The sequence below is a fragment of the Chryseobacterium sp. CFS15 genome (genome assembly GCF_031118795.1).
Lineage (GTDB): Bacteria > Bacteroidota > Bacteroidia > Flavobacteriales > Weeksellaceae > Chryseobacterium > Chryseobacterium indoltheticum.
In genome coordinates, this window is the sequence record NZ_JAVHYL010000002.1 from 339,970 (window position 1) to 365,909 (window position 25,940).

The 25,940-nt window shown below is 36.1% G+C and carries 23 protein-coding genes and 1 pseudogene; 17 read left to right on the forward strand and 7 right to left on the reverse strand.

Going from position 1 to position 25,940, the window contains the following annotated elements; genetic code table 11:
- Positions 1–73 precede the first annotated feature (73 nt).
- On the forward strand, positions 74–1,339 hold the full coding sequence (gene bioA, locus OH814_RS04250) for an adenosylmethionine--8-amino-7-oxononanoate transaminase (RefSeq protein ID WP_308827238.1): 1,266 nt from the start codon (positions 74–76) through the stop codon (positions 1,337–1,339).
- A gap of 173 nt (positions 1,340–1,512) precedes the next feature.
- Here bioA and OH814_RS04255 read toward each other — a convergent pair whose 3' ends face one another.
- The 5 genes and pseudogenes from OH814_RS04255 to OH814_RS04275 form a co-directional block, all read right to left on the reverse strand.
- On the reverse strand, positions 1,513–3,075 hold the full coding sequence (locus tag OH814_RS04255; protein WP_308827239.1) for a peroxidase, FMP-type: 1,563 nt from the start codon (positions 3,073–3,075) through the stop codon (positions 1,513–1,515).
- A 27-nt stretch (positions 3,076–3,102) separates the two neighbouring features.
- Positions 3,103–4,593: a ferritin-like protein gene (locus OH814_RS04260; RefSeq protein ID WP_308827240.1), complete on the reverse strand. Its 1,491-nt coding sequence runs from the start codon at positions 4,591–4,593 to the stop codon at positions 3,103–3,105.
- Between the two features lie 6 nt (positions 4,594–4,599).
- Entirely contained in the window at positions 4,600–6,663 is a 2,064-nt protein-coding gene (locus tag OH814_RS04265) for a GMC family oxidoreductase (protein WP_308827241.1), read from the reverse strand.
- The gene (locus OH814_RS04270) at positions 6,660–7,103 is read right to left on the reverse strand and encodes a sugar dehydrogenase complex small subunit (protein ID WP_308827242.1); all 444 of its coding nucleotides are present in this window, start codon (positions 7,101–7,103) and stop codon (positions 6,660–6,662) included. Before OH814_RS04270 ends, OH814_RS04265 begins: the two co-directional genes overlap by 4 nt.
- Positions 7,104–7,527: 424 nt before the next feature.
- Positions 7,528–7,869 (reverse strand): annotated as a pseudogene (locus tag OH814_RS04275) (alpha/beta fold hydrolase); the annotation flags it as partial.
- 165 nt (positions 7,870–8,034) lie between these two features.
- Between OH814_RS04275 and OH814_RS04280 the strand changes: the two are divergent.
- From OH814_RS04280 to OH814_RS04345, 14 genes are all read left to right on the forward strand, one after another.
- A complete protein-coding gene (locus OH814_RS04280; RefSeq protein ID WP_308827244.1) occupies positions 8,035–8,967 on the forward strand; it encodes a ring-cleaving dioxygenase in 933 nt (310 codons plus the stop codon).
- A 59-nt stretch (positions 8,968–9,026) separates the two neighbouring features.
- Positions 9,027–9,320, forward strand: coding sequence for a GNAT family N-acetyltransferase (locus OH814_RS04285; protein ID WP_201133764.1), 294 nt, complete (start codon positions 9,027–9,029; stop codon positions 9,318–9,320).
- 31 nt (positions 9,321–9,351) lie between these two features.
- Positions 9,352–10,305 (forward strand): ring-cleaving dioxygenase, encoded by a 954-nt coding sequence (locus tag OH814_RS04290; protein ID WP_308827245.1) that lies wholly within the window; start codon positions 9,352–9,354, stop codon positions 10,303–10,305.
- Between the two features lie 4 nt (positions 10,306–10,309).
- Positions 10,310–10,930: a dienelactone hydrolase family protein gene (locus tag OH814_RS04295; RefSeq protein ID WP_308827246.1), complete on the forward strand. Its 621-nt coding sequence runs from the start codon at positions 10,310–10,312 to the stop codon at positions 10,928–10,930.
- A 70-nt stretch (positions 10,931–11,000) separates the two neighbouring features.
- Positions 11,001–11,348, forward strand: coding sequence for a hypothetical protein (locus OH814_RS04300; protein ID WP_308827247.1), 348 nt, complete (start codon positions 11,001–11,003; stop codon positions 11,346–11,348).
- Between the two features lie 88 nt (positions 11,349–11,436).
- Positions 11,437–13,047 (forward strand): Na+/H+ antiporter, encoded by a 1,611-nt coding sequence (locus OH814_RS04305; protein ID WP_123887290.1) that lies wholly within the window; start codon positions 11,437–11,439, stop codon positions 13,045–13,047.
- A gap of 31 nt (positions 13,048–13,078) precedes the next feature.
- Positions 13,079–13,390 (forward strand): hypothetical protein, encoded by a 312-nt coding sequence (locus OH814_RS04310; protein WP_123887291.1) that lies wholly within the window; start codon positions 13,079–13,081, stop codon positions 13,388–13,390.
- 9 nt (positions 13,391–13,399) lie between these two features.
- The gene (locus OH814_RS04315; RefSeq protein WP_308827248.1) at positions 13,400–13,984 is read left to right on the forward strand and encodes a Crp/Fnr family transcriptional regulator; all 585 of its coding nucleotides are present in this window, start codon (positions 13,400–13,402) and stop codon (positions 13,982–13,984) included.
- 265 nt (positions 13,985–14,249) lie between these two features.
- Positions 14,250–15,125 carry a pirin family protein gene (locus tag OH814_RS04320; protein ID WP_308827249.1) on the forward strand — a complete coding sequence of 292 codons (876 nt, stop codon included), beginning with the start codon at positions 14,250–14,252 and terminating at the stop codon, positions 15,123–15,125.
- Positions 15,126–15,493: 368 nt separating this feature from the next.
- Positions 15,494–16,183 carry a hydrolase gene (locus tag OH814_RS04325; protein WP_308827250.1) on the forward strand — a complete coding sequence of 230 codons (690 nt, stop codon included), beginning with the start codon at positions 15,494–15,496 and terminating at the stop codon, positions 16,181–16,183.
- Between the two features lie 66 nt (positions 16,184–16,249).
- Positions 16,250–18,022, forward strand: coding sequence for an amidohydrolase (locus OH814_RS04330; RefSeq protein WP_308827251.1), 1,773 nt, complete (start codon positions 16,250–16,252; stop codon positions 18,020–18,022).
- Positions 18,023–18,163: 141 nt separating this feature from the next.
- Positions 18,164–18,589 carry a DoxX family protein gene (locus OH814_RS04335; RefSeq protein WP_308827252.1) on the forward strand — a complete coding sequence of 142 codons (426 nt, stop codon included), beginning with the start codon at positions 18,164–18,166 and terminating at the stop codon, positions 18,587–18,589.
- Complete coding sequence (locus OH814_RS04340) at positions 18,590–19,960, forward strand: alginate export family protein (RefSeq protein WP_308827253.1); 1,371 nt, start codon at positions 18,590–18,592, stop codon at positions 19,958–19,960.
- A 175-nt stretch (positions 19,961–20,135) separates the two neighbouring features.
- Positions 20,136–20,885 (forward strand): M17 family peptidase N-terminal domain-containing protein, encoded by a 750-nt coding sequence (locus OH814_RS04345; protein ID WP_308827254.1) that lies wholly within the window; start codon positions 20,136–20,138, stop codon positions 20,883–20,885.
- Between the two features lie 95 nt (positions 20,886–20,980).
- On the opposite strand, the gene OH814_RS04350 is transcribed toward OH814_RS04345, so the two are convergent.
- Positions 20,981–22,453 (reverse strand): contractile injection system tape measure protein, encoded by a 1,473-nt coding sequence (locus OH814_RS04350; protein ID WP_308827255.1) that lies wholly within the window; start codon positions 22,451–22,453, stop codon positions 20,981–20,983.
- 50 nt (positions 22,454–22,503) lie between these two features.
- Positions 22,504–22,818 carry a hypothetical protein gene (locus tag OH814_RS04355; protein ID WP_308827256.1) on the reverse strand — a complete coding sequence of 105 codons (315 nt, stop codon included), beginning with the start codon at positions 22,816–22,818 and terminating at the stop codon, positions 22,504–22,506.
- Positions 22,819–23,530: 712 nt separating this feature from the next.
- On the opposite strand from OH814_RS04355, the gene OH814_RS04360 reads away from it, so the two are divergent.
- A complete protein-coding gene (locus tag OH814_RS04360; protein ID WP_308827257.1) occupies positions 23,531–24,100 on the forward strand; it encodes a DUF4255 domain-containing protein in 570 nt (189 codons plus the stop codon).
- Between the two features lie 43 nt (positions 24,101–24,143).
- Positions 24,144–25,910, forward strand: a complete 1,767-nt coding sequence (locus tag OH814_RS04365; RefSeq protein ID WP_308827258.1) for a phage tail sheath C-terminal domain-containing protein — start codon at positions 24,144–24,146, stop codon at positions 25,908–25,910.
- Positions 25,911–25,940: the final 30 nt, after the last annotated feature.

Sequence of the window (25,940 nt, forward strand, 5' to 3'; positions counted from 1 at the left end):
ATTATTTTCCCTAAACCCTAAACCCTAAACCCTAAACCCTAAACCCTAAACCCTAAACCCTAAACCCTAAACAATGAATTTACAAGAGCGCGACAGAGCTGTGAATTGGCATCCTTACACGCAAATGAAAACTGCAGATGATGCTATTCCGATCGTTAAAGGAAAAGGAGTTTACCTTTTTGATGATAAAGGAAATAAGTATATTGATGCCGTTTCTTCATGGTGGGTTACGCTTCACGGTCATGCGCATCCTTACATTGCACAACGGGTTTCTGAACAGTTGAATACTTTAGAGCAGGTTATTTTTGCAGGTTTTACCCATGAGCCAGCGATACAGCTTTCTGAAAATTTACTAAAACTTCTTCCTCAAAATCAGCAGAAAGTTTTCTATTCTGATAATGGCTCGACGGCAGTAGAAGTTGCTTTGAAAATGTGTATTCAACATGCTTACAATCAGGGAAAAGAAAAGACGAAAATTTTAGCATTTAAAAACGCTTATCACGGTGATACTTTCGGAGCGATGTCGGTGAGTGGAAGAAGTGTTTGGACGAAGCCTTTCGGAGAGATGCTGTTTGAAGTTATTTTTATTGATACTCCTACTTCTGAAAATATTGAAAATCTCAAAGCTCAGATTTCCGCGTATCAGGATGAAGTTGTTTGTTTTATTTATGAACCGCTTATTCAGGGAGCTGCAGGAATGCTGATGTACAATGCTGAAGATTTAGATAAGTTAATGAAATTCTGCAGAGCACAGGAAATTTTGATGATTCAGGATGAGGTTTTTACCGGTTTTGGAAGAACAGGAAAGCTATTTGCAGCTAATTATCTTTCAGAAAAACCAGACATTATGTGTTTTTCTAAAGGTTTGACAGGCGGTACGATGCCAATGGGAATTACAACTTGTTCAAACGAGATTTACAATGCTTTTTTGTCGGATGATAAATATAAAACGTTGTTTCATGGACATTCTTTTACAGCAAATCCGTTAGCTTGTACTGCGGCTTTAGCAAGTATGGAACTTTTATTGAATGACGAAACTCAACAAAATATTCAACGAATTTCGGGGCAACATTTTCGTTTTTCAAATGTTTTAAAACAGCATCCAAAAGTTGAAAACGTACGACAAACCGGAACTATTTTAGCCTGGGAAATTAAAAATGATCATAAAACTTCTTATTTTAACGAGATAGGAAAAAAAGTTTATGATGAATTTCTGTCGAGGGGAATTGTTATGCGTCCGTTAGGAAATGTGATGTATCTGGTTCCGCCTTATTGTATCAACTCAGAAGAATTAAATTTCATTTATAAAAATATTTTAGAGGTGCTAAATTGCCTTTAAAAAGGTTTAATCTTTTGCTATAAATTCTTTTAAATTTTGTTTAAAACCATAAAAAAATAAACATTTCAATATTGAAATGTTTATTTTTTCTAATTATTAATTTATTTTTAAATGAGGAATGAAAGATGATTGATATTCAGAAAAAAGTAATTCTTTTTCCAAATTTTCTTATGCTAACCTTTGTGATAAGGGCAACCTGAAGGAGGGTTTACGACACGTTCAGTAATTGAGGCAGGTGTTGTCATACTCATTGCAGAAGGAGCGTTGAAGAATTGCTCTTCAATTACTTTTCTCTGATCAGCAGGAATGTCCTCAATTTTACGGAGCGTATTTACCTGAATATGAGGCCAGCTTGTTGTGCCACCATCATTTCCAAAATCAAATTCGAAAAATATAATTTGCTCGTATTGCAGCTGAAGAATTTCTTTTCCGTCTTCAATCACGGTTTCGATCCACAAGTTAAATTCTATTTCTACAGTTGGGACAAAACGATTAACGAAAGGAACATTTAAAATTCCGCCTTGTGCACCAGTTGGCATTTTTGATGACATTTGGATTAGGACATAATTGGCAACAGTTTGTCCGCTCAATGTATCTCTTAATCGCATATCGGGTCTTACACAATAAGGATATAGCTCATCTGCCAATATTCTCTGCGTATAGATTTTGTTTGATCCAGGATCGTTTTCATCGTTTAATGTTTCGTGAACCCAAGCCGGAGCTGGTTCGTCAAGATTAATTGCACCGCCCGCACCTCCCATAGTTGGTGAGATAGCAAGATGAGGAGGATCCCAGGTTGCAATACCGGTAGGAAATTTTGGGTTACCTTTTCTAAGATAATATGTTTTCTTATCGACACTTTCTGGGGTAATATCTCCCAACACAGTAATTGTGCTTCCGTGCGGAATAACACCACTTCGTGAAATAGAATAGTCTGGAATGAAATAAGGTCCCGTAATTCCGTCAAGAGGTTTAATTTCCTGCGCCGGAATGATTTCGTAATATTTTTGACCTTCTTTCAACTGGCTCAAAAGAATATATGAAGAATTACCGTTTTCGTCTTTTACTTCAACCAATGGCTCGTTTCTGTATTCTCCTTTGTATCCGTATTTTTCAAAATCTTCGGTAGAAAATGCGTGAATTCCACGGTCTTTTTCTATGGTTTCTTTCGTTGCAGCATAATTGTAGACATCACTTAACCAAAGATACATTCCGTTTTCTTCATGAATTCCGGCGTATTGCAAATCTGGATTTCCTTCTACTTTATTTACACTTTTAATGGTTTGATCGTATTTTACAGCACCACAAAATAATTCGGTTGCACCACCACGGTTACGAACACCGCCGGGAACGATTTCGAAAGTTAACTTTTCAATATATTCTTCCGTATCAAAGCTGAATTTTCCGGGAATTGTACTCGGATTTGTACCCGGAGAAGGCATGATGGTCGTATGTATTCCGCTTCCCAGCGAAGGTCTTCCGATGTTTGTATTGTAATTGGCATTATAACTTACCCAAGTACCGTTTAGTGCTTCCAAAACACCATAATCTACATTATTTGCAATTTCCTGAAGATTTTCTTCACTAAAAGGTCTTACAGGATCATCGATCAAAAGTTTCGAGTATCCGTTCATTAAATTGGCAAGATAGCCTTTCGGGTCTTGATCCTGATTTGGAGCAGCAGCTCTTGAAAACTGATTTTCCTGTCCAAAAATTTCTTTATTTCTTTTTAACATGATTTATTAGTTTTGATGGTTTTAAATTTAATTTGCAGGATATTCAAAAGTTGGTCCTGCATTTTGAGTCGAATTTAAAGGCTGACTCATCAATCCGATGGCCTGTTCTTTCAACGCATACATATACATAATTGATTTTTCCAATTCTTTCGCATTACCTTCTACAGCCGCCTGAATGGCATCCAAAAGATTTTTATACGTTTGGTTAAATGCTTTTCCCTGTGCGTACAATTGCGGATTCGATTGATAATCGCTCATTTTCGGGTTGGGTTTCATCGGGTAAGCTGCGTTCCAGTCAACCGGTAATTCTTTTCCTACAGGTGGCGTGGTTACAGGCATCATTCCGTTTTCATCGGTGAAAGGTCTGTAGTCTCCGCCAAGATAAAAATGCTCATGAAAAACTTCTTTAAATCTGAAATAATGCGCCAATTCTGCACCTTCTTCAAACTGCGAAGGATCTACATCAAAAATAGAATCGTCTGCACCTTCACCTTGTCCTTTAATTTCCTGAAAAACAGCAATTACTCCATCCAGAGCTTCTACAGGATGTAGTTTTCCACCGCTTCCGTAATACTGTTCCGGACGAATCTGCTTTGCGGGATCTCCTGTGAAAATTCCGCCTTTGTTTAATTCTTCAAAATTTTGCGGAAGCTTTCCGTTCGCCTTGTAATAAGCAATGATTTGGAAAACAACGATGTAAAAGAATAAAACATCATAATATTCACCAATGGTATGAACATTCTGCATCATAAAATCTTTCATGTTTTCGAATGTCCACAAATTATTTTCCTGAACAGCACTTTTAGTATATAAAGCCGAATTTTCTACTTCAGGGGTGTGTTTCGGAGCTTTTACCAAAGGATTACTTGGGCTTTCAATCGCAATAAAAGTAGCAATGCTGTTTGTAGAAAAAGTTTCCAGACCAACAAAAAAATCAACATTCATCGGCAATTTCATCGGATAAGTAGGGTAGTTCTGAGGCCTGTTTACCGACGGCTGAATACTTACCGCATTCATTACATTACAAACCATAATCATGTGAAGCATTTCTTCCACTGCAACACTTCTGATGATTTGCGATGCTAAAATATTGGTTCCGTCTTTAATCGAATATAAAGCCGTAAGATAAGGTGGAATCGTAGAATGCTCAATTAAAATTGCTGTTTGCAAAAGATCCTGTAAAATAGGACGATAGTCTAATTCCGTTAATCCTTTTTTAGGTTCAAGCAATTGCCCTTTTGAAAGCTCTGCAGAAGGTTGCAAACTTGAAATTTTGCCGGAAAATTGTGTGCTTAAGTACTCATTAAATTCTTTAATCTGATTATTTAATAACAGATTTGTGAGTGTTTTGCTGTGATATTTTAATCCTTCAATCCAGTCTTGTTTATTTATTGTTGAATCAAATAATAATGACTGAAGAAAAATAGCTTCTGCTTCGATTGTATTTTTGGCTAAAGAACTCTTTGAAAAACTGTTGGTTTCCTGAGGTTCTGTTTTATTGATAAGTCTTTGTCTCATTTCTTTCTATTTTAAAATTGTTTCCAGATCCTTCAATATAGATTCTACCGAACGTATTGTGAATGCTGATAAGGTTAATGTAGGATTTGAAGTTCCTAAAGTGGTCATGTTTCCTGCACCGACGATGTATAAATTCGGGTGATCCCAGGATTTACAATAACTGTTGGTTACAGAATCATTCGGCGTGTCGCCCATTCTGTGAGTTCCCACGATATGACCGGCTCCGTTGTAAGAATATCTCACATTGTTGTACACAAAAGTGTTGTTATCTGTCGCGTTATACTTTGTGAAATCTTCAATATTTAATCTTGCAAACATTTGGTCGGAAGCCAATTTTGCCTGTTCCATCGCTCTCATTTCATATTCATTCAATTCATAATTGATAACAGGACGCGGAATTCCCAATGCATCAACATATTGATCATTAATGGTAACTCTGTTGTTAGGATTTGGAAGCTGTTCTATTTCAAAATGAAATAAAACCTGTCTCGAAAGTCTGTAGGTTAATGCTTCTTTTAATTCTTCGCCAAAAAGTCCCTGTCCCAAAAATTCTGAAAGATCAGATCCCGGTGAAAATGCAGGCCAACTCCATCCCCAATTATCCAGTGGAGAAATCCACGCAGAAAATTCGCTTCTGAAATCTCCGTCTCGGAAAGATGAAATATTCGTGGTAGAACCCGGACCTCTGTAAGAATAAACCGGCTCCGGAAATAATCCCCAAGTAAGCATGACCATATGATCCATCAGGTTTCTTCCTACCTGATCGCTTCTGTTGGCAACCGTTTTTTCAACTTTTTGTCCGTTTTCGATAACGGTGTATTTTGAATTTAAAAGAATTTTAGGATTTTCAAAAGCATTGGCTGCAAGAATGACAACAGAATTTGTAGTGTCAATTTCTTCTTCAATAAAATCTGTTTTTTCTCTGGAAGTATATCTTCTTATATGAACTTTTGAAATTTTTTCCTGATTAGCCTGATCAACACTTAATCGGTAAACAACACTCTGCGCCTGAATCTGAATATGAGGATTTCTCTGCAGGTTTTCGTTTTTATTGACTTTATAAAGTGCTTTTTTGAGTGTTTTCAAAGCATTATATTTTGCCTGAACCGGACAGATCGGAACGCATGAAGCATTTCCTTCGCAACGTTCTCCCATGTAAGGATTCCAAACTGCGCCTAATGCTTTGTAATCTTCGTTTTCAATATTATTTAATGATAATTTATAACCTGAATCTGAAGAATTGGCTTTTATTAATTTTGCTTTTCCGTAAGCAATATTCGGGGTAGAATTTCTTCCCTGAGGTGAAGGAACCATCGTCAACGGAATATTCTTAAAATTCAACTGAACCGAAGTTCCTGCTAATCCGTTAATAATCTGCTGATCCATATAACTTTGCGGAATTTCATCCATCGGAAAAACATAATCTTTACCGTAATACTCTTCCATACTTTCCTGGATTGGATATTCCTGAGCAGAAACATTTCCGGAAACTCCTATTTCAAACTCAGCCATTTCATAATAAGGCTTTAGAGTTTCATAATCAATCGGCCAGTCCATTGCTCGGCCGTATTTTTCTTTTAATCTAAAATCATTCGGAAGCATTCTCGGTGTAGTTCCCAACCAGTGAAGGGTAGTGCCGCCTCCAACTCTTATGGCATCACTCGCAAAAGGCATCGGACCAAACTGAACCAAATATCCTTTTTTATCAGGAAACGGTGGAATAATAGGTTCCATATCTAAAACATTGGGTGAAGGAGCCTGTTTCAGATTCGGATAAGGCGAGTTCGGAACTTTGGCTTCTTCCATGTAAAACTTGCGAATGTAATCGTTGTAAGTCGTCATAGAAGTTGCGGAATCCAGTTCTATTCCGGCTTCCAACCCGGCTTCGTACATGAGAATAGATAATTCTTTATATGTTTTTGAATCGTTCATTTCAGAACGGTGGATCATTTTTCCCTTTTCTGTATCAAAAACATGATCGGTTAAAAGTTTTGCAATCAGCGATCCGGCAATTCCCGTTCCTACAATGATTACATCTTTTTTCTGTTGTGGTTTTTCTTTTTGATTCATGAGTTGCTATTTACAGGTTTTACGCCCCAAGATTTAAAGCCAGGCTGTTTTGCTCCGGGTGGATGAGCTTGCATTACGTTCCAGACCAATCCTTCTTTGTAAGATAAATCGTTGACGTAAGCGCCTTCCCAAGTTCCCAAGTACCAAAGCGTGATAATGCTGTTGGCAATATCCTGAGTCGCTGGATTGGCAAGAATGTCAGAAGAAATAGCATTATTGAGTTGGTTCTGTGTAGTAGAATTTTCAAGAATATCTTTAGAAATATTCAGAAATTCTGTAAACGTTACACTTTCTATCTGATGAAGAATATGCGTGTAATAAGTCTCGACTAAGCCTGTAGATTGCAGTTCGTTCACGGAAAATCCAGTGAGAGATTCTGAGATAGCCATGAACACGTCGTAATAATAATCGTCGACGTTGAAGATTTTTTGGATAATCATTTCGTTGAAATTTGGTGTTAAAATAACTGGTCTTCTTATCATTTTAGGAAGACATTAATACAATCGAAAATAAAAGGTGACATGGTTTTAGTCTTGATCAGACCGCATAGAAATTTTGCAAAGTTTTTTTAAGTTAGACATGGTTATTAGTTTTAGTTATCCAAATTTATTGAGTTTTTTCTGAGTGAAATTCAGTATTTATACTACAATAAAATATTGATGTGGTATTTATAATGATTACAGAAAAGCTTTTTTAAATAATAATTTTTGTCATCTATTGTAATTTAATTTAGAATATTTCTATTTTATGAGATTTTTTAGAGTTTAAATTTGGTTATTAAATGTGCTTAAAAAGTATTGATGAGTTACAAACACAAAAGGCAAATCCAACGATTTGCCTTTACATTATAAAAAGTTTTATTTTTTATGCTTCAATAAATTCCAGAAGATCTTTATTAATAGTTTGGTGCTCTGTCGTAGGCATTCCGTGAGGGAAGCCTGGATAGGTAATCAGCTTTCCGTTTTTCAACAGCTTTGCTGATTTTATGGCAGAATTTTCAATAGGAACAATCTGGTCATCTTCACCGTGAAGAACCAAAACCTGAATATCGACCGCCTTTAGATCATCTGTAAAATCAGTTTCAGAAAATGCTTTAATTCCGTCGTAATGAGCAACAATTCCGCCCATCATGCCTTGTCTCCACCAATTTCTCTGCACGCCTTCTTTTATATCGGCACCTTCTCTGTTGTACCCGTAAAAAGGGATGGTCAAATCAATAAAGATGAAGCTTGCATTTTAAGATCAATTTAATCATAATTGATTTTCAGTGAGATTTAATTTTATTAAAGATTAAAAAAAATCATTTATTAAACTAGTTAAATGTGCAGCAATTCTGATCACCCTAAATTTGTCATATCAAAATTAAAGAAAATGGAAAATAGAATATTAGGGCTGCACCACATCACTGCAATTGCAGACAACGCAAAAAGAAATTTAGATTTTTATACTCAGGTTTTAGGAGTAAGGTTGGTAAAGAAAACGGTAAATTTTGATGATCCGGGAACGTATCATTTTTATTTCGGAAATGAAGAAGGAACTCCGGGAACCATTTTAACATTTTTCCCTTGGGAAGGAATCGGAAAAGGAAGTAACGGAACCGGCTTGGCAACTCACATCGGCTATTCTGTACCGAAAGGAAGCTTAGAATTTTGGAAAAACAGATTACAACAGTTTGATATAAATGTTGAAGAAAATGAAATTTTTGGCGAAAAATTGATTTCATTCAAAGATCCTGACGGTTTACAGCTACAGTTCATAGAATCATCAACTCCTGATGACAGAAAAGTATGGACAACAGATGATATTAAAGATGAAAATGGATTGAAAGGTTTCCACAACATTACTTTAACATTGAAAAAAGCAGATCCTACAATAAAAGTATTAACTGATATTTTTGGGTACGACCTGCAAAAACAAGAAGGTGAAAGATACCGTTTTGCAACCGATGCAATCGAAACAGCAAATCTTGTCGACATTATTGAAAATGATAAGATTCAGGCTGGAAGAAATGCTGCCGGAACCAATCACCATGTCGCATTCAGGGTAAAAGATGATCAGGTTTTGATGGAATTCCGTGAGAAAGTAATGTCTGCAGGATTGAGCATTACTCCGAAGATAGACAGAGATTATTTCTATTCATTATACTTCCGCGAGCCGGGTGGCGTTTTGTTTGAAATAGCAACCGACAATCCGGGATTTACTGTTGATGAGCCCCTGAACGAATTAGGGGAAAATTTAAAACTTCCAAAACAGCACGAAGCTTTACGAGAAAGAATTGAAAATGCCTTACCGAAGTTATCATAGGTCATCATTTAATTTTAGAAGACATCTTAATTTAGCAATATCAAAAAAAAATTAATACAATGGAAAGAACAGAAGTAGTTTTAGGAAACGCAAAAGGAGAAATTCAACTTTTCTCAGACAATAATAAAGCCGGGAAAATGGATATTTCCGTGATCGGAAAAAAGTTAACTGTTTATCATACGGAAGTTGATGAAGAGTATGCGGGAAAAGGTTTTGCTAAATTATTATTAGAAAAACTGGTTTCTTATGCAAGAGAAAACGATTTGAAAATTGTGCCGTTGTGTCCATACGTTCACGCACAGTTCAAACGCAATCCGGAAGAATATAATGATGTTTGGCTTAAAGAAAACTAAACCAACAACTATCAACCAAGAATCTAAAATTATGGCACTCATCACAGGACTTCATCATGTCACCGCTATTACTGGCAACTCACAGGAAAATATAGACTTTTATACAGGAGTTTTAGGGCTTCGATTGGTAAAGAAAACCGTTAATTTTGATTATTCAGATGTTTATCATTTCTACTTCGGAGACGAATTCGGAACTCCAGGAACGATTATGACCACTTTCCCTTACGGAAAAGATCTTGTGAACGGAAGACACGGAAAAGGAATGCTCAATACAACAGCTTTCTCAGCCTCGATCGAAGCATTAGATTATTGGCTTAATCGTCTTGATCAGTTTAATATTCCTTACAAGCAGCCACAACAGAGGTTTTCAGGTGAAGTTTTTATTTATCTCGAAGATTTTGACGGATTGGGACTAGAGTTGGTTTTTAATGATAAAGATGATCGGAAAGGTTACTATAATGGCTTTATTCCAAAAGATTATACCATTAAAGGAATTCATCATGTAGAGATTTGGCTGAATGCTTATGAAAGAACCTCAGCACTTTTGACTACTCAAATGGATCATAAAGTCATTGCAGAATCTTCAAACAGAGTACGTCTTGGGACAGAAGATTTTCCAGGAAAATATGTTGATTTGGTTGCTGCGCCAGATTCTCTAAAGGGTCTTGCAGGTCGGGGAACTGTTCATCACGTGGCTTTTGCAACTCCTAATGCTGAAACTCAGCTTGAAATGATAGAAAAATTAAACAAATTCGGTTTGGAGCATACCGAGGTAAAAGACAGAAAGTATTTTACTTCCGTATATTTTAAAGAACCGGGCGGAGTTTTATTTGAAATAGCTACTTCGGGGCCGGGATTCGATGTAGATGAAGAGCTTGCATCTTTGGGTGAAAGCCTGAGTTTGCCAGAACAATTTGAAGAAAAGAGAGAACATTTAAATGATGTTCTTCCAAAATTTAATTATCCAACAGAAAAATACAGATAAAATAATGAGTCATATTTTAGATATAAAAACAGCAGGAAAATCTATTACTGAAACTGAGAAAGCTTTAATAATGATTCACGGGCGAGGTGGAAGTGCAGACGATATTTTGAGTTTATCGCAGCATCTGAATGTAGAAGATTATGCCTTACTGGCGCCACAAGCAACCAATGGATCGTGGTACCCTTTATCCTTCATTGCTCCCGTTGAGCAGAACGAACCTTGGTTGTCATCAGCTATTGAGACTATCGGAAAGACAGTTCAAACTGCTTTGGATTCTGGAATTAAAGCTGAAAATATTTATTTCTTCGGATTTTCGCAAGGAGCATGTCTTACACTGGAGTTTTTAGCAAGAAATGCTCAAAGTTTTGGTGGCGCTGCGGCGATTATCGGTGGCGTAATCGGAGATAAAATTAATCGTGAAAATTATAAAGGAGATTTTGCACAGACTCCGATTTTTTTAGGAACAAGTAATCCCGATTTCCACGTTCCGGTAGAAAGGGTATATGCTACGGCAAATATCTTAAAGGAAATGAATGCCGATGTTACCGAAAAAGTGTATGCTAACTTCGGACATTCTATCAATCAGGAGGAAATTGAATTAGCAAATTCTATTATTTTTAAATAATTCATAGCCACGACTACACGAATAAAAAATTAAATTTAATATTCGTGCATTCGTGGTTAAAAAAAGTATTATGAAAATCACAAAAATATTCAGTGACGACAACGGCGAGTCTCATTTTGAAGAAGTCGAAATTCCGCTAATTAATCAAGGCGAGATCGGATTTTTATCAAAAAATATAGCTGTTAAGAAATTACAGTTCAGAAAGGTTTCCGAAGACTATAATTATGATTTCCATTGCGCTCCACAAAAACAATATATTGTACTTTTGGATGGTGGTGTCGAGATTGAGACTTCTCTTGGCGAAGTCCGGAAATTTCAAACAGGCGAAATACTTTTGGTGGAAGATGTTTCCGGAAAAGGTCACAAAACAAAAAACCTTGAAAAGAAGGAGAGAACATCACTTTTTATTCATTTATAAAAGGTAAAAGATAAAGATGTTGAGCATAAACCTCTATTTGTAATCTAACTTCTAATATCTAGCCTCTAACATCTAAAAAAAAACAACTATGCACGAAGATTTACTACTTATACTCGGACTCTTACTGATCGTCATGTTGCTAGTCATGCTGGCGCAGCGTATCAAAATTGCCTATCCCATTTTTTTAGTATTGGCGGGATTGGGGATCAGCCTTATTCCGGGAGTTCCGGTTTTGAAATTAGATCCTGAAATTATTTTCCTGATTTTTTTACCACCACTTTTATATGAAGCAGCCTGGTACACCTCGTGGAACGATTTCTGGAAATGGAAACGCACCATCGGATTATTGGCTTTCGGATTGGTTTTCCTGACATCTATTGTCGTGGCATTTGCTTCACAGGCTTTAATTCCTGGATTTACATTGGCAATGGGCTTTCTGTTAGGAGGAATTGTTTCGCCACCAGACGCAATTGCAGCAACAACCGTTTTGAAAGGTCTGAAAGTGCCAAAACGTACCATCGCAATGTTGGAGGGTGAAAGTCTTATCAACGATGCTTCTTCACTTATTGTTTTCAGATTTGCTTTAGCCGCCGTGATGACAGGTGTATTTTCTATGCAGGAAGCAACTGGACAGTTTTTCCTGGTTGCAGGAATGGGAGTAGTAGTCGGAATTGTAGGCGCTCATATTTTTTATGCTATTCACAGATTTTTACCAACAACACCCGCAATTGATGCTGCTTTAACGGTAATGACGCCTTATATTTTATTTCTTTCAGCAGAACATTTTCATTATTCAGGAGTAATGGCGGTAGTAAGCGGCGGATTGTTTATGTCATTCCGTTCTCACGAAATATTTAAAACAGGAACTACAAGAATCAATATGACAGGTGTCTGGAATACGCTGATTTTTGTGATGAATGCGCTGGTTTTTGTTTTAATAGGATTAGAACTTCCCGATATTATCAACGGTTTGGGCGAAACATCGGTCATGGAAGGGATAAAATACGGATTGATTATCAGTCTCATTGTAATTGTTGTTCGTCTGTTGTGGATTTATCCTGTGGCGCACGTCCCGCGATGGTTCAGTAAAAAAATACGCAAAGATCCAAGTCCGGGATGGAAAAATCCGCTGATTATTGGCTGGGCAGGAATGCGAGGCGTAGTTTCTTTGGCAACTGCTTTATCAATTCCGGTGATGATGAATGAGCAATCAACATTTCCACACAGAAATTTAATTATTTTCATCACGTTTGTAGTTATTTTTGTGACATTGGTTTTTCAGGGTTTAACGCTTCCTTTAATTATTAAATGGACTAAAATCGATGAACTTGATCCTATTTTGCCGTCACATGAGCAACAGGCAAACATCCAGATCAGATTAGATAATCTTGCAGTGGAAAGATTAAACGAAAAATATCAATCAAATTTAGAAACAAATAGCTTAGTTGAAAATTTTAAAAACACCATCGAAAACGATATTTCGCAGCAGCAAAGTCATCTAGAATCTTTAGAAACATGCACAAACAGGAGAAATGATTTACATGAATATCACAAAATCATGCTCGATATTTTTGCTTTACAGAGAAAAGAATTATTCAAAATAAAACGTGAAAAACAATTCAGTGACGACGAAATCCGAAAAGCAGAATCGCAATTAGATTTAAATGAATTGAAAATTACAGGCAACAAACATTTATAAAGTAAATCAGTCGCAATTAATATTTGAAGAAATGAAAAAATTACACTTTTTAGTCATTGGGAAAAATCAGGAAATTCTGGATACCTTAAAAAGAATTATCGAAAATAATGAAGGCTGGACGGCTGAAATTCTAGACGATGAAAGCGTTTGTTATGATTATATAAAAGAAAATCAGGTAGATATCGTTCTTCTGAGTTCAGGATTAGATCAGGAATTTGAGAATAATATTAAAATATTTTGTGAAAATTTAGATAAAGAAGTGAAGGTTATCGACCATTACGGCGGCGGAAGCGGGCTTTTAAAGAATGAAGTTTACGCACTTTTCCCTAATTTGCAGCCGTAAACTTATTTTATGTTTGAAAATATCATCAGGAACGTTACCCGTTTTATCACTTTGAGTAGTGAGGAAGAAAAAATATTTACCGATTTACTGGTTTGTGAATCGGTTCCCAAAAAAACAATTTTATTACGCGAAGGCGAAATTTGCCAGTTTGAAGGCTTCATTCACAAAGGTTGTTTGAGAGCTTACTATCTTGATGATAATGGTTTTGAAGTGACGATTTTGTTTGCTATCGAAGATTGGTGGATCAGCGATATTGCTTCATTTCAGGATCAAAAACCTTCCAATTTATATATTGAAACGATTGAAGATTCAGAAATATTTATGCTGAATCCGGCTACCAAAGAAAAGCTGTTGCAGGAAATTCCGAAATTCGAAAGGGTTTTCAGGATGTTGGTTCAAAGAAACCTTTTTACGCTTCAAAACCGTTTGGTAAATACCATTTCAAAAAGTGCATCTGACCGATATCTCGAGTTTATCAAAGTTTATCCTACAATTCCACAGCGGGTTGCGCAGTATTATATTGCTTCTTATCTGGGCGTTTCTAAAGAATTTGTTAGTACGATCAGAAAACGTTTAGCAACGAAAGAGAAATAATTTCTATAATTAAATAATAATACGCAAAAAATTCCCCTCCTCTGGAGGGGTGGCGAAAATTCAAAGAATTTTTGACGGGGTGGTTTATGCGTTATGTATAAACTACCCCGTCTTTTTGTTTCACAAAGAATCGCCCCTTGATAGAAGGGGAATTTTCGCTCCATATTTTTTTGCTTTAAAGTCATTTATTAAACTAGTTAAATGCACAGCAATTCTCATCACCATAAATTTGTCCTATCAATAACGAATAAACAACAAAACAGATATGGACAGAAAAGATTTTTTAAAGAAAGGGTTACTCGGAACAGGAATGTTTGTAGCATCAGCATCGCTGGGAAATACAATGAAAAATGAGATTGACGAAATCGAGCCATTGGAACCGATTGGATACAATCATTTACCGAATACCGATTCAAAAATCAAAGACAATTCTGTAATTCACAAAGCAGATTCCAGAGGAAAAGCAGACCATGGCTGGTTGGTGAGCAATCACACTTTTAGCTTTGCGAATTATCATAATCCGGAGAGAATGCACTTTGGTGTTCTCAGAGTTTTGAATGACGATAAAGTAGAGGCGGGAAGAGGTTTCGGAACGCATCCGCACGACAATATGGAAATCATCAGTATTCCGTTGGAAGGCGATTTGGAGCATAAGGACAGTATGGGAAATTCGGCGATTATCAAGAGTGGAGACATTCAGGTGATGAGCGCCGGAACCGGAATTATGCACAGCGAATTCAATAAAAATAATGACAGTTTGGTGAAGTTTCTCCAAATCTGGGTGTATCCAAACAAAAGAAACGTGACGCCAAGATATGACCAGATTACTTTAGACAAAACAAAAGGTCAGAATAAATTTCAGCAGATTCTTTCTCCCAACGTAGATGACGAAGGAGTTTGGATTCATCAGGATGCGTGGTTTCATTTAGGAAACTTCGAAAATAACATTGAAACCAACTATCAAATCAAGAAAAAAGGAAACGGTGTGTATGCTTTTATTTTAAAAGGAAGCGCAGAAATCGAAGGACAAAAAGTGGAAACGAGAGACGGTTTCGGAGTTTGGGATATTGCAGATCTAAATATCAAATCAACAACAGAAGGAACAGAAATTTTATTGATGGAAGTTCCGATGACGATGTAGTTGAAAAAAATTAAACAGTCACTTTTAGGAGAGTGAAATGTTTATAGAAAATAGGCTTGGATTTTATTATCTGAGTCTATTTTTTTTTGTTTTAAACTAAATCTTATGTTAAGTTTTATTTATTTAAGTAATTGATTATTAGAATATTAATATGCTATATAAATGTTTTTTTATCGATTTAAAATTATCTGTATATAATGAAAGATAAAAAGATTAAATTTTTTTTTTCAGAAATGTGATTTATTAAACTAGTTAAATGTGCAGGGTTTCTCATCGTCCTAAATTTGTCATATCAAAATCAAGGAAATACTTCATACAGAATTTAATTATCAATAAAAATAAACAACAACATTTAAAAATTAAACATTATGAAAAAATTAATCTTAACATTTGCAACAGTAGTATTATCAGTAACAGCATTCGCTCAGAAACCTGGAAAATTGATGTTGAATCCTACCAATCACGCTTTGGTTTTAATTGACCGCGAAGGGCAAATGGCATTCGCAACAAAAAGCATCAGTATGGAAGAATTGAGAAACAATGTGGCTTTGATTGCAGGCGGTTCAAAAATCTTCAACATTCCGACTGTGGTAACAACAGTAGCAGAAAAATCGTTTGCAGGACCTGTTTTCCCGGAAATCTCAGAAGCTTATCCTGAAGCGACGAGCGGATATGTAGACAGAACCACGATGAACACTTGGGAAGATCTTAATGCTCACAAAGCGATTACCGGAAAAAATAAAAAGAAATTGGTTTTCGCAGGATTATGGACGAGCGTTTGTATCGTGGGTCCGGCTTTATCGGCCATCGACGAAGGTTATGAAGTGTATGTGATTACGGATGCTTCGGGTGATATTTCAAAAGAAGCTCACGACCAGGCTGTTACAAGAATGGTTCAGGCTGGTGTACATCCGATTACCTCAGTTCAGTATGTTCTTGAATTACAGAGAGATTGGTCTAGAAAAGAAACGTACAAACCGGTCAATGATTTAATGAAAAAATATGGTGGTGCTTACGGATTGGGAATTCAGTATGCTCAGGATATGCTTAAACACTAAACAATTCAACAACGGCAGGTTGAAAACCGACCTGCCTTTTTTCTTCAACCCATTAAAAAGTACATTATGAAACCACTCCATAAAATTCTATTCTCATTCGTCTTAGGTGCCGGATTGTTCAACGCTCAGAAGGCAGATTTAATTGTCACTAACGGAAAAATCACCACAATGGATGATAATAATCCGGAAGTTCAGGCGGTTGCCATTAAGGACAATAAAATTTTCCAGACCGGAACAAATGCCCAGATTTTAAAACTGAAAGGAAGCGCTACAAAAATCATTGATGCTAAAGGAAATCGTGTGATTCCGGGATTGTTTGACAGTCATTTGCACGTCATTCGTGGCGGGAGATTTTACAATACAGAACTTCGCTGGGACGGTGTAAAAACTTTGAAAAGAGCTTTGGAAATGTTGAAAGAACAGGCTCAGAGAACACCAAAAGGACAGTGGGTAAGAGTCATTGGCGGTTGGAATGAATATCAGTTTGAAGAAAAAAGACTTCCGACAATAGCAGAAATCAACGAAGCAACAGGCGATGTTCCGGCTTTCGTAATGTATCTCTACGGAAAAGCTTGGCTGAATAAATCAGGTTTGAAACAATTAAATATCACTGGTGAAACGCCAAATCCGGCTCAGGGTCTAATTGAAAAAGACAACAACGGCGACCCGACAGGTCTTTTGGTTGCAGAGCCGAATGCATTTATCCTTTATTCAACTTTAGCAAAATTACCAGAGCTGACCGAAGCGGAAAAAGAAAATTCTACATTGCAATATATGACTGAACTGAATCGTCTTGGTGTGACGGCGATAATGGATGCGGGCGGCGGTTTTCAAAACTTTCCAGATGATTACGGAACAACCGATGCCTTGAACAAAAAAGGAAAAATTACGGTTCGTTTACCTTACTATTTGTTTGCTCAGAAAAAAGGTTCTGAACTCGCAGATTACACGAAATGGACAGGAATGGTTGATATCGATGACCACGGCCACAACGACCACAATGGAATTGATTATCACGTAGAAGGTGGCGGCGAAAATCTGGTTTCAGATGGTGCTGATTTTGAAAATTTCCTTTTCCCAAGACCCGAATTGCCTGCAACAATGGAGAAAAGTATGAAAGAAGTTGTAAGTCTTTTGGTGAAAAAAAGATGGCCTTTCAGAATCCACGCGACGTATAACGAAAGCATCACAAGATTTTTAAATGTTATTGAAGAAGTGAATAAAGAAACGCCTTTGAACGGATTGGTTTGGTTTTTTGACCACGCAGAAACGGTTTCTGAAGATAATATGAAACGCATCAAAGCTTTAAACGGCGGTATTGCAGTGCAGCACAGAATGGCGTATCAAGGTGAAAGTTTCATCCACCGTTATGGAAAAAAAGCGGCTTTGGCCTCTCCGCCGGTAAAGAAAATGCTCGAGATGGGAATTCCTGTAGGATTGGGAACAGACGGAACCAGAGTAGCAAGTTATAATCCGTGGGTCGCTTTGTACTGGATAACTTCAGGGAAAACTTTGGGCGGAACTCAGGTGATGGCAAAAGAAAATACCTTAGACAGAAAAACGGCTTTGTCACTTTCTACTTTTGGGGGATATGAATTGATAAAGGATTATGAAAAAGGAAAAATCAAAAAAGGATATTTTGCAGACCTTACAATTTTAGACAAAGATTATTTCAGTGTTGATGAAGAAGAAATCAAAGACATCACTTCAAAACTCACCATCGTTGACGGAAAGGTTGTTTATGGAGACGAAACCTACAAAAATGTTTCTCCAGCTGCACTTCCGGTACTTCCAGAATGGTCTCCTGTAAAATACTACGGCGGATACCAAACAAAATAACTAAGATTTAAACAAAATAATTTCGCACAAAATTCCCCTCCTCTGAAGGGGTGGCGAAAATTCAAAGAATTTTTGACGGGGTGGTTTAACCTGACACTCAAAATAACTCAATAAACTCCCGAAAACTCAAACCTAAAAACAATGAAAAAGCTCATCCAAACTATCATCAATACAAGCCTCGAAGGAAAATTAATTCACTTGGCATTATTCGTTTTCAGAATTGCATTATCCTTAGAATTAATCGTAGCACACGGACTGAAAAAACTCGGAGTAGGCGTTGCAGAAGCAGAACAGGTTCCGAATCCTTTACACCTTCCGGAAGCATTCAACAGTCTTTTTGCAGACGCAGCCAACCTGGTATTTCCTGTATTTGTTGTATTCGGATTGTTCACAAGAATAGCAGTTCTGCCAATTTTGGCGGTGACTTTGACCGGATATTTTATCCTTCACTGGAACGATGCTTTGCTGATAAAAGACACGCCGTTTATGTATAGCCTGTGTTATCTGTTTCTATTTTTCGTAGGTCCCGGAAAATATTCAATCGATCAATATTTAAGAAAAATTTAAATGAAAAATCTGATTAAGATAGTATTGATTGTCCAGATTATGCTACCAGCAGTAGTTTCAGGTCAATTTAAATTGATGAGGTTTGATGAAGATTATTCAAATTACAAAGATTCTGCAGACACATTTTATAATTCCATCAAATACATTCCGATTTCCGAAAAAAATAATAATACATATTTATCCTTAGGCGGAGAGGCGAGAGCAGAGTTTGTAGAATTTAATAATGAAGACTGGGGAAGATTGAGAATCGGAAGCAATCCGTTTTTAATTCAGAGATATGCTCTACACGCAGATTTGCATTTAGGTTCAAGGGTAAGAGTTTTCGGACAGTTGAGAAGTGCGTGGGAAAATGGTAGAAAAAATGGACCGAGACCGATTGATGAAGATCATTTGAATATTCAAAACCTTTTCATCGACGTTGATGCCATTAATAATGAAAAAGAAAAATTGACTGTTCGTGCCGGAAGGCAGGAGTTGGATTACGGAAGCGGAAGACTTATTTCTGTGCGTGAAGGTCCGAATTTGAGACTTTATTTTGACGGACTGAAACTGATGTACAAAAGAGGAAACTTCAAATCGGATGCGTTTATAATGATGGCGAGTGAAATTGGTACCGGAGTTTTCGATAATAAACCCTCAAAATCGGTCAATTTTTGGGGAAGTTACAACACTTTAGTACTACCGAAAAGCGGAAATCTGGAATTGTATTATTTAGGAATTCACCGCAATGAAACCCGTTTCGAAGACGAAATAGGAGATGAGACGAGACACACTTTGGGCGGAAGATTCTACAGATATGGCGGCGGATTTATTTACAATTTTGAAGGCGCTTATCAGTTTGGGAATTTTAACAAAGCAACCATCAGTGCGTGGACAGCTTCTGCAGATATTGGATATCTATTCGAAAATGTGAAAGGAAAACCAACCATCAATCTTAGAAACGATTACATTTCCGGAGACCGAAACAGAGAAGATGGAAAATTGGGAACTTTCAATCCATTATATCCAAAAGGTGGTTACTTTGGATTCAATCCGCAAATAGGACCTGTGAATTTAATTGACATTCATCCGTATGCAACCGTGGATTTGAATAGTAAAATGACGGTTCAGGCCGATGTTGTTTTCAACTGGAGATATTCTACGCAGGACGGCGTTTACAGACCGAGTGGTTCTTTAAATCTGACTTCGATGAACTCTAAAAAGAAATACATCGGAACCGCTTTTTTAGGAAGCTTTAATTATAAAATCAATAAATCTTTCACCTTTAATACAGGGATTCAGTACTTCAAAACCGGAGAATTTGTGGATGATATTATTGAAAATGACAAAGACGGATTGTTTATCAACTCAAGAATTGTATTTAAGTTTTAAAAATTAATTTGAAATTTGAGAATGTGGCAATTTGAAAATTAGTCTCATTACTTATCTCAGATCAATGGCAAATTTTATTTCTAAAACTACCTTTGAATAACATTAAAACAAAAATAAATTAACAAAAGTGCATCGGCCAATAGTAAACTGCTAAAAGCTAAAAACAAAAAATATTATGAAAAATATCGTAAAAAATACCTTAAGAAAATCATTATTAATCGCAGGATTAGCATTTTCAACTATTACATTTGCGCAAACTGCTACAACAACAGCAAACGCGACTGCAAAAACCACAGCCATCGGAACATCCAAAAACTGGGGTTCAGTGGACGGAATTTCAATGATTGGATTGGTTCAAGGGCCATCTTCGGCCGATGCCGAACTGCAGGTTGCCTGTGTTTTCGAATATACAGATAACGACATTCACAGCGCTCAGGCTTTACCGGCTAATTTAAATGGTTTGGTACATTTGGACGACGCTTTGAAAGGTGAATTTACTAAAATCAGACAGTCGGGGCAGTTCAAAGGGCATTCTTTGGAAACCTTATTGATTACGCCTCCCGATGGTTCTATGTCAGCAAAAAAATTGTTATTAATTGGTTTAGGGGATCGTAACAACTTTACTCCCGAACTGATGACTTCCGTAGCAGAAGTGGCTACCAGAGAAGCTTTGAGATTGGGAGTGAACAATTTTGCGTTTGCAAGTGATTTAAAAGATGCCGGAATAGATTCTCCAACTGCTCTCGTTGCAGGAAATGTGGTAAAAGGTGTTGTCTTGGCGAATCGTTCAGAAATTTATTTAAGAGAACATAATCTTTCCAAAACAAAAAAACTGGAGAAAGTATATTTATTGGCTGGTCCGGCTTTCTTTGAAGTTGCAGGTGGCGGAATCCAGGCTGCAATCGCAGAAATGAATAAAAAATAATAGATTTTTTAACTATATCAACAGATTGCGCCACTTTAAAACAAGTGGCGCAATTTATTTTGGCTGTAATTTCAATGCAATATAATAATTTTTGACTACCAGTTTACAAATATGAATTTTTCCTGCCACGGTAGTTTTACAAGACCAATTCCCCAACCCAAATTTTCAAGCAAAATGTCTTGTGTTTTTCGTTCGACCGTCAGGGTATACTCATGATTGGTGGCAACCAATTTACCCGAGCGTTGAAAAAACTCGTTTTGTAAGAGTGCAACAGATGATTTTCTCATTGAATTCCAGTTGTGCTGTACACTTTCAATTACATTTTTGGCTTCTGCTTTATGTTTTCTCGAAAGCTTGATGTGTCTGTTAATGGTTTGGTTTGTCGGTATGTTACACAAGAATTTTTCAAAAACCAGATCATATTCAGGAGTGTTAGTTTTTCCGGTAGCGATATAATGTAATAAATGGGCACACAATTCAGGATCAGTAAGTTGCTGAGTTTCCGGATGCAAAAGATTACAATGTTCAAAAAGGGTTTTAATGAATGGATGTATTAAAATAAGTCCTCCATTCTGAACATATTGCGCATCATTTTGAATTAAATCTTTATCTTTTTGAATTATATCTTCCCGGTTTGTTGCATCATTCTTTTCATGTGTTGTATCTATTGACGTTCTTGCATCTTCACTGCTATCTTCTGAATTATTTCTAATGCTTTCAAGAATCTCATCTTCTTTTATAAAAGGAAATATTTCAATGACTGTTTTCAGATTCTGAAGCTTGTTTTTTGCGTGTGATAAAAAAGTTGAAGCTGATTCTGTCTTTAAAATTAGTTGCAGAAGATATTCCTTGAGATCATTATTTGATGAGTTAAAGTGTTCAGATAAAACATTCAAAACCAGATGCCAGACGATTTGTCTTTCAGCATGATTCAGTGTTGAGATATGTTGTATGATATCAACATTTAAATTGATTTTTAATTCATTGTCTTTTAAAATAGATAAACATAATCCCGCAATCTGTTCGTTTGAAAGTTGGCTGATAATTCGTTCCTGAACATTCTGTTTCGACAAAACAGGAATGATACTTTTCTTAAAATCCTTAACCAGAATCAAAGTTTCAAATATTTTTGGTTCCAAAAAGGCAATACTTTTTTTATTTGAATTCCACCACGGCATGTAGCCATTTTCTAAAAAATAGATAAAAGTTTGTACTAATTTTCTTTCATTGTCAATTAGATAGGATTTAGAGTCGCTTTCTGTTTCTTGATCCAAATTCTCAACCGGTTTCGTCATTTCAGAAAGCTCTTCCTGAAAGAGCTGAGTGATTTTATCTTTTAATTCCGTATTTAGTGAGCTATTTTTCACCTCCAAATTCAATTCTAACCGGGGAATTTGAAGGGTGTGATCAGAAAAATTATATTCTAAAGCATTGATATACTTTTCTATTTCCGGAAAAATGTCAATAGCCAAAAAGCTATTAATATCTTCTTTTATGCTAAATGCTTTTTCTTTGTTGTTGATGGTAATTTCAACAAAAACTTTCTGAATGATATGATCCTGATTCACACTAAATAGTTTTAATTATAAAAAATAAGACACCGTAAATTGCGTTGTTTTTAGTCGAATTCTCCTCCCCAAAAACCTGCCGGACAATGGCTTAATGTTGATCTTTGTTTTGCACTCAATCTGCATCCGCAGCCTCTGATAAAACCATCTTTTGGATGGTCTGCAACTTCCAATGTGCTGGGATTTAGCCATTTCATGGCATTGCAATTGTTGCCGTTTTTTAAAGGGCATTGGTTACAGATTTCTTCTCTTACAGAAAAAACATATTCTTCGGTTTGATTCGCCAAGCCAATTTTTGATCGTAATTCATTGAAATGGCCTCCGATGATTTCGTTTCGCTTGATAAAAAGTTTTTTGATATTCATGTGATTAAAGTTTTAAAATTACTGGGGTCAAAATTAGACGAACAAAAGACATTTTACGAATTATAAAGCAGCTCTATTCAGTCTTTGCAGTAAAAGCAAAATATTATTTCCTGATGATGCGGTTTTGCAATTTTTGAAAGTATTTTGACGAAATTGGGGACGCTTTTACTAACAAAACATTAGACTTTATTAGTTTTTTGAAGCTTTATCCCGCTTTTCATTACAATCTTTTTTTGCAAAAAAGGATTTTCATTGCAATCGGGGCTAGGATTTTTGTCGTTTATCTAAACAGTAGGAAATATCTAAAAAGTTGTCGTCCACAAAAGATTCTGACACGAAAATTAACTACAGCTTTGTGATAATAGATTGAAATATTAATTTCGAAAAAAACAGATCTGAAATCACAAAAATTCGCATTTAATTCTTTCATCAATCTGATCTTTAAATACAATAATTTTCACAAAAAAAATAACCTAATTCCCAAGCTTAAATTTCACTATGATTAGATTAAAATAATTTTTATTTAAGTTTTGCTTTTTAATTTATGTTTTAATAAATTGATATTCAGTATTTTAATTTGATTATTTTTTAATATTTTCAAAACTAAGTGAAAATATAATTTACTGCAAAGACAGGTTAGAGCCCCCGAAATATTTGTCTTTTGGTTGGCGATGATTGTATGTTTGCAGCATAATAATTAAGAACAGAAATTATGATAAACGAAGTATTGACAATTTTAAAAGATCAACTGAATGATTCGGAAGGTTTAGTTGATATTGCTGTTGTTGATGACATAGCAAAACATGATGATGACACTTCAGGTCTCGACAATAAGGTGGTAATCAGTCTACTCAACGTTGAGGAAGAATCAACATTAAAAAACAGATCACGATACAATAAAGTGATAAGTGAAAACCCGACTCAGTTTGATATGAAAATGGAGAGTCCGCCGGCTTATTTAAACTTATATGTGATGATTTCTGCCAACAGATCGACTTATGCGAATGCTTTAGCAAATATTTCAAAAGTTATCGAGGTGTTTCAGACCAACAACGTTTTAGAATATATCGATCCACAAGACAACAGAGAAAATGATTTTAAATTCAGGATCGAATTACACTCTGTTCCTTTTGATCAGCTAAGTTATATCTGGGGATTATTGGGCGGAAAGGTGATGCCTTCTGTCTTGTATAAAATCAGTGTGATAAAAATTGTGGCTAAAGAGGAAACTTCCATTGAACTAATAAATAACATTAATGTACAAAGCATTAAAATTAATTGACCATAAAAACAAAAACTAATAACCATTTTTCAAATTTTTAAACATGCTAAATCCAACAACACCAGGTGTTTCGGTTGAAGAAATTACAAAACTTCCGTATTCAGTCACATTAGTAGATACCGCTATACCTGTATTCATTGGGTATACTGAGCAAATACCCGAAGGTTATGATATTAATGATAACGAGAATAAAAAGCTTAAAATCAGTTCTCTTTTAGACTATGAAGATAAGTTCGGAAAAGCTAAAAAAGAAAAACTTCAGCTAAAAGATGTAGAAGGTAAAGGAGTAACTGTTGTAGAACCGCAGGTACAGTTTTTAATGTACTATTCGCTTCAGATGTATTTTGCCAATGGCGGTGGCCCATGCTATATTATTTCTGTGGGCACTTATGCTTCGGCTTCTGCAGGAGTACAGTTATCTTCACTGAAAAACGGATTAGACAAGATCGAAACCTTAAAAGCTATTAAAGATCCGATCCTTATTCTTTATCCTGACGCAGTATCTTTAGCAGAATCCGATTTTTATGAGCTTTATAATTATACGATAGGAAAGCTAGAGACGAAAAATAGGTTTGCCATTTTAGATACTTACGAAGGAAATTCTGCAACGATGTCAAATGGTCTGAATACCATTGGAAATTTCAGAAGAGAAGTCAACCCGACCAACCATGCTGCAGCTTATTTTCCGCATCTTAAAACTATTTTGAATTACTCTTTCGATGAGGATGAAACGCCGATTGTACATGCTGGTTTACAGGAATTAGGGCAAGATAGTGCTGTTTATTATGCCGGTGAGATTGCCGCTTTAGATGAACTGAAAAATTTGGCAAGTGATGAGATTTCCGGTGGCTCCGCAAATGGTTTTGTCCTGGCTGATTTATTGGGACAAGCTATTGCAATTGCGCAAGAGGTTATTGCAACAGCTGATGAATCAACCGATGAAACAGTGAATGCAAAAGCTGATTTAAAAGAGGCAATAAATGAAGCAAAAGTAGTGTTGGAAGCTATATATGATGGGACAATTGATGATTTTATTGTACCAGAAGATTTAGACGAAAGTGCACCTATTTTTAGTGGAGAATTCGAAGGATTAAAAAATGCTATCCTCAACGTAAAAGATCAAAAAGGAAATGCAAACGGAATACTACTTAAAAATTTGCAATCATCCGATTCTTTATTATACAGTGAGATAAAAGAAGCTATAAAATCTTTAAAAGTTGTTGTGCCACCATCATCAGCAATGGCAGGCGTGTATGCAAGAATAGACAGTACAAGAGGAGTTTGGAAAGCTCCGGCCAACGTAAGTCTTAGTTATGTAATCAACCCAACAGAAAAAATTTCTGATCAGGAACAGTCAGACCTCAACATTCACGATTCCGGAAAATCAATTAATGCAATCCGAACATTTACAGGAAAAGGAACCTTAGTTTGGGGAGCCAGAACCCTCGATGCGAAAGACAAAAAAGAGAATAAAGACAATGAATGGAAATATGTGCATGTACGTCGATATTATAAGATGATTAATCAATCGATAAGTGATGCGCTGGCAAAATTTATTAACGAGCCCAACACGTCCTACACCTGGTTACGAGCAAAAACAATGTTGGAGAATTTTCTTAATCAGCAATGGATGGAAGGCGCATTGGCGGGTAATACTCCGAAAGAAGCGTATGAAGTAAAAGTCTACGGCAGCAAAGATCCAATCACTGAAAATATTACCAATACGATGAATGTGGAAATCAAAATAGCATTGGTACGCCCGGCAGAGTTTATCATCCTTAAGTTCTCACACAAATTACAACAATCCTAAAACTCAATCGATCACGAATGAACATTCGAA

Coding starts and splice junctions, on each gene's coding strand:
- OH814_RS04330 (WP_308827251.1), top strand. CDS start 16,250: ATGAAACCACTCCATAAAATTCTATTCTCATTCGTCTTAGGTGCCGGA.
- OH814_RS04260 (WP_308827240.1), bottom strand. CDS start 4,593: ATGAGACAAAGACTTATCAATAAAACAGAACCTCAGGAAACCAACAGT.
- OH814_RS04310 (WP_123887291.1), top strand. CDS start 13,079: ATGAAAAAATTACACTTTTTAGTCATTGGGAAAAATCAGGAAATTCTG.
- OH814_RS04315 (WP_308827248.1), top strand. CDS start 13,400: ATGTTTGAAAATATCATCAGGAACGTTACCCGTTTTATCACTTTGAGT.
- OH814_RS04265 (WP_308827241.1), bottom strand. CDS start 6,663: ATGAATCAAAAAGAAAAACCACAACAGAAAAAAGATGTAATCATTGTA.
- OH814_RS04335 (WP_308827252.1), top strand. CDS start 18,164: ATGAAAAAGCTCATCCAAACTATCATCAATACAAGCCTCGAAGGAAAA.
- OH814_RS04360 (WP_308827257.1), top strand. CDS start 23,531: ATGATAAACGAAGTATTGACAATTTTAAAAGATCAACTGAATGATTCG.
- OH814_RS04300 (WP_308827247.1), top strand. CDS start 11,001: ATGAAAATCACAAAAATATTCAGTGACGACAACGGCGAGTCTCATTTT.
- OH814_RS04355 (WP_308827256.1), bottom strand. CDS start 22,818: ATGAATATCAAAAAACTTTTTATCAAGCGAAACGAAATCATCGGAGGC.
- OH814_RS04305 (WP_123887290.1), top strand. CDS start 11,437: ATGCACGAAGATTTACTACTTATACTCGGACTCTTACTGATCGTCATG.
- OH814_RS04340 (WP_308827253.1), top strand. CDS start 18,590: ATGAAAAATCTGATTAAGATAGTATTGATTGTCCAGATTATGCTACCA.
- bioA (WP_308827238.1), top strand. CDS start 74: ATGAATTTACAAGAGCGCGACAGAGCTGTGAATTGGCATCCTTACACG.
- OH814_RS04365 (WP_308827258.1), top strand. CDS start 24,144: ATGCTAAATCCAACAACACCAGGTGTTTCGGTTGAAGAAATTACAAAA.
- OH814_RS04345 (WP_308827254.1), top strand. CDS start 20,136: ATGAAAAATATCGTAAAAAATACCTTAAGAAAATCATTATTAATCGCA.
- OH814_RS04320 (WP_308827249.1), top strand. CDS start 14,250: ATGGACAGAAAAGATTTTTTAAAGAAAGGGTTACTCGGAACAGGAATG.
- OH814_RS04325 (WP_308827250.1), top strand. CDS start 15,494: ATGAAAAAATTAATCTTAACATTTGCAACAGTAGTATTATCAGTAACA.
- OH814_RS04255 (WP_308827239.1), bottom strand. CDS start 3,075: ATGTTAAAAAGAAATAAAGAAATTTTTGGACAGGAAAATCAGTTTTCA.
- OH814_RS04290 (WP_308827245.1), top strand. CDS start 9,352: ATGGCACTCATCACAGGACTTCATCATGTCACCGCTATTACTGGCAAC.
- OH814_RS04295 (WP_308827246.1), top strand. CDS start 10,310: ATGAGTCATATTTTAGATATAAAAACAGCAGGAAAATCTATTACTGAA.
- OH814_RS04270 (WP_308827242.1), bottom strand. CDS start 7,103: ATGATTATCCAAAAAATCTTCAACGTCGACGATTATTATTACGACGTG.
- OH814_RS04285 (WP_201133764.1), top strand. CDS start 9,027: ATGGAAAGAACAGAAGTAGTTTTAGGAAACGCAAAAGGAGAAATTCAA.
- OH814_RS04280 (WP_308827244.1), top strand. CDS start 8,035: ATGGAAAATAGAATATTAGGGCTGCACCACATCACTGCAATTGCAGAC.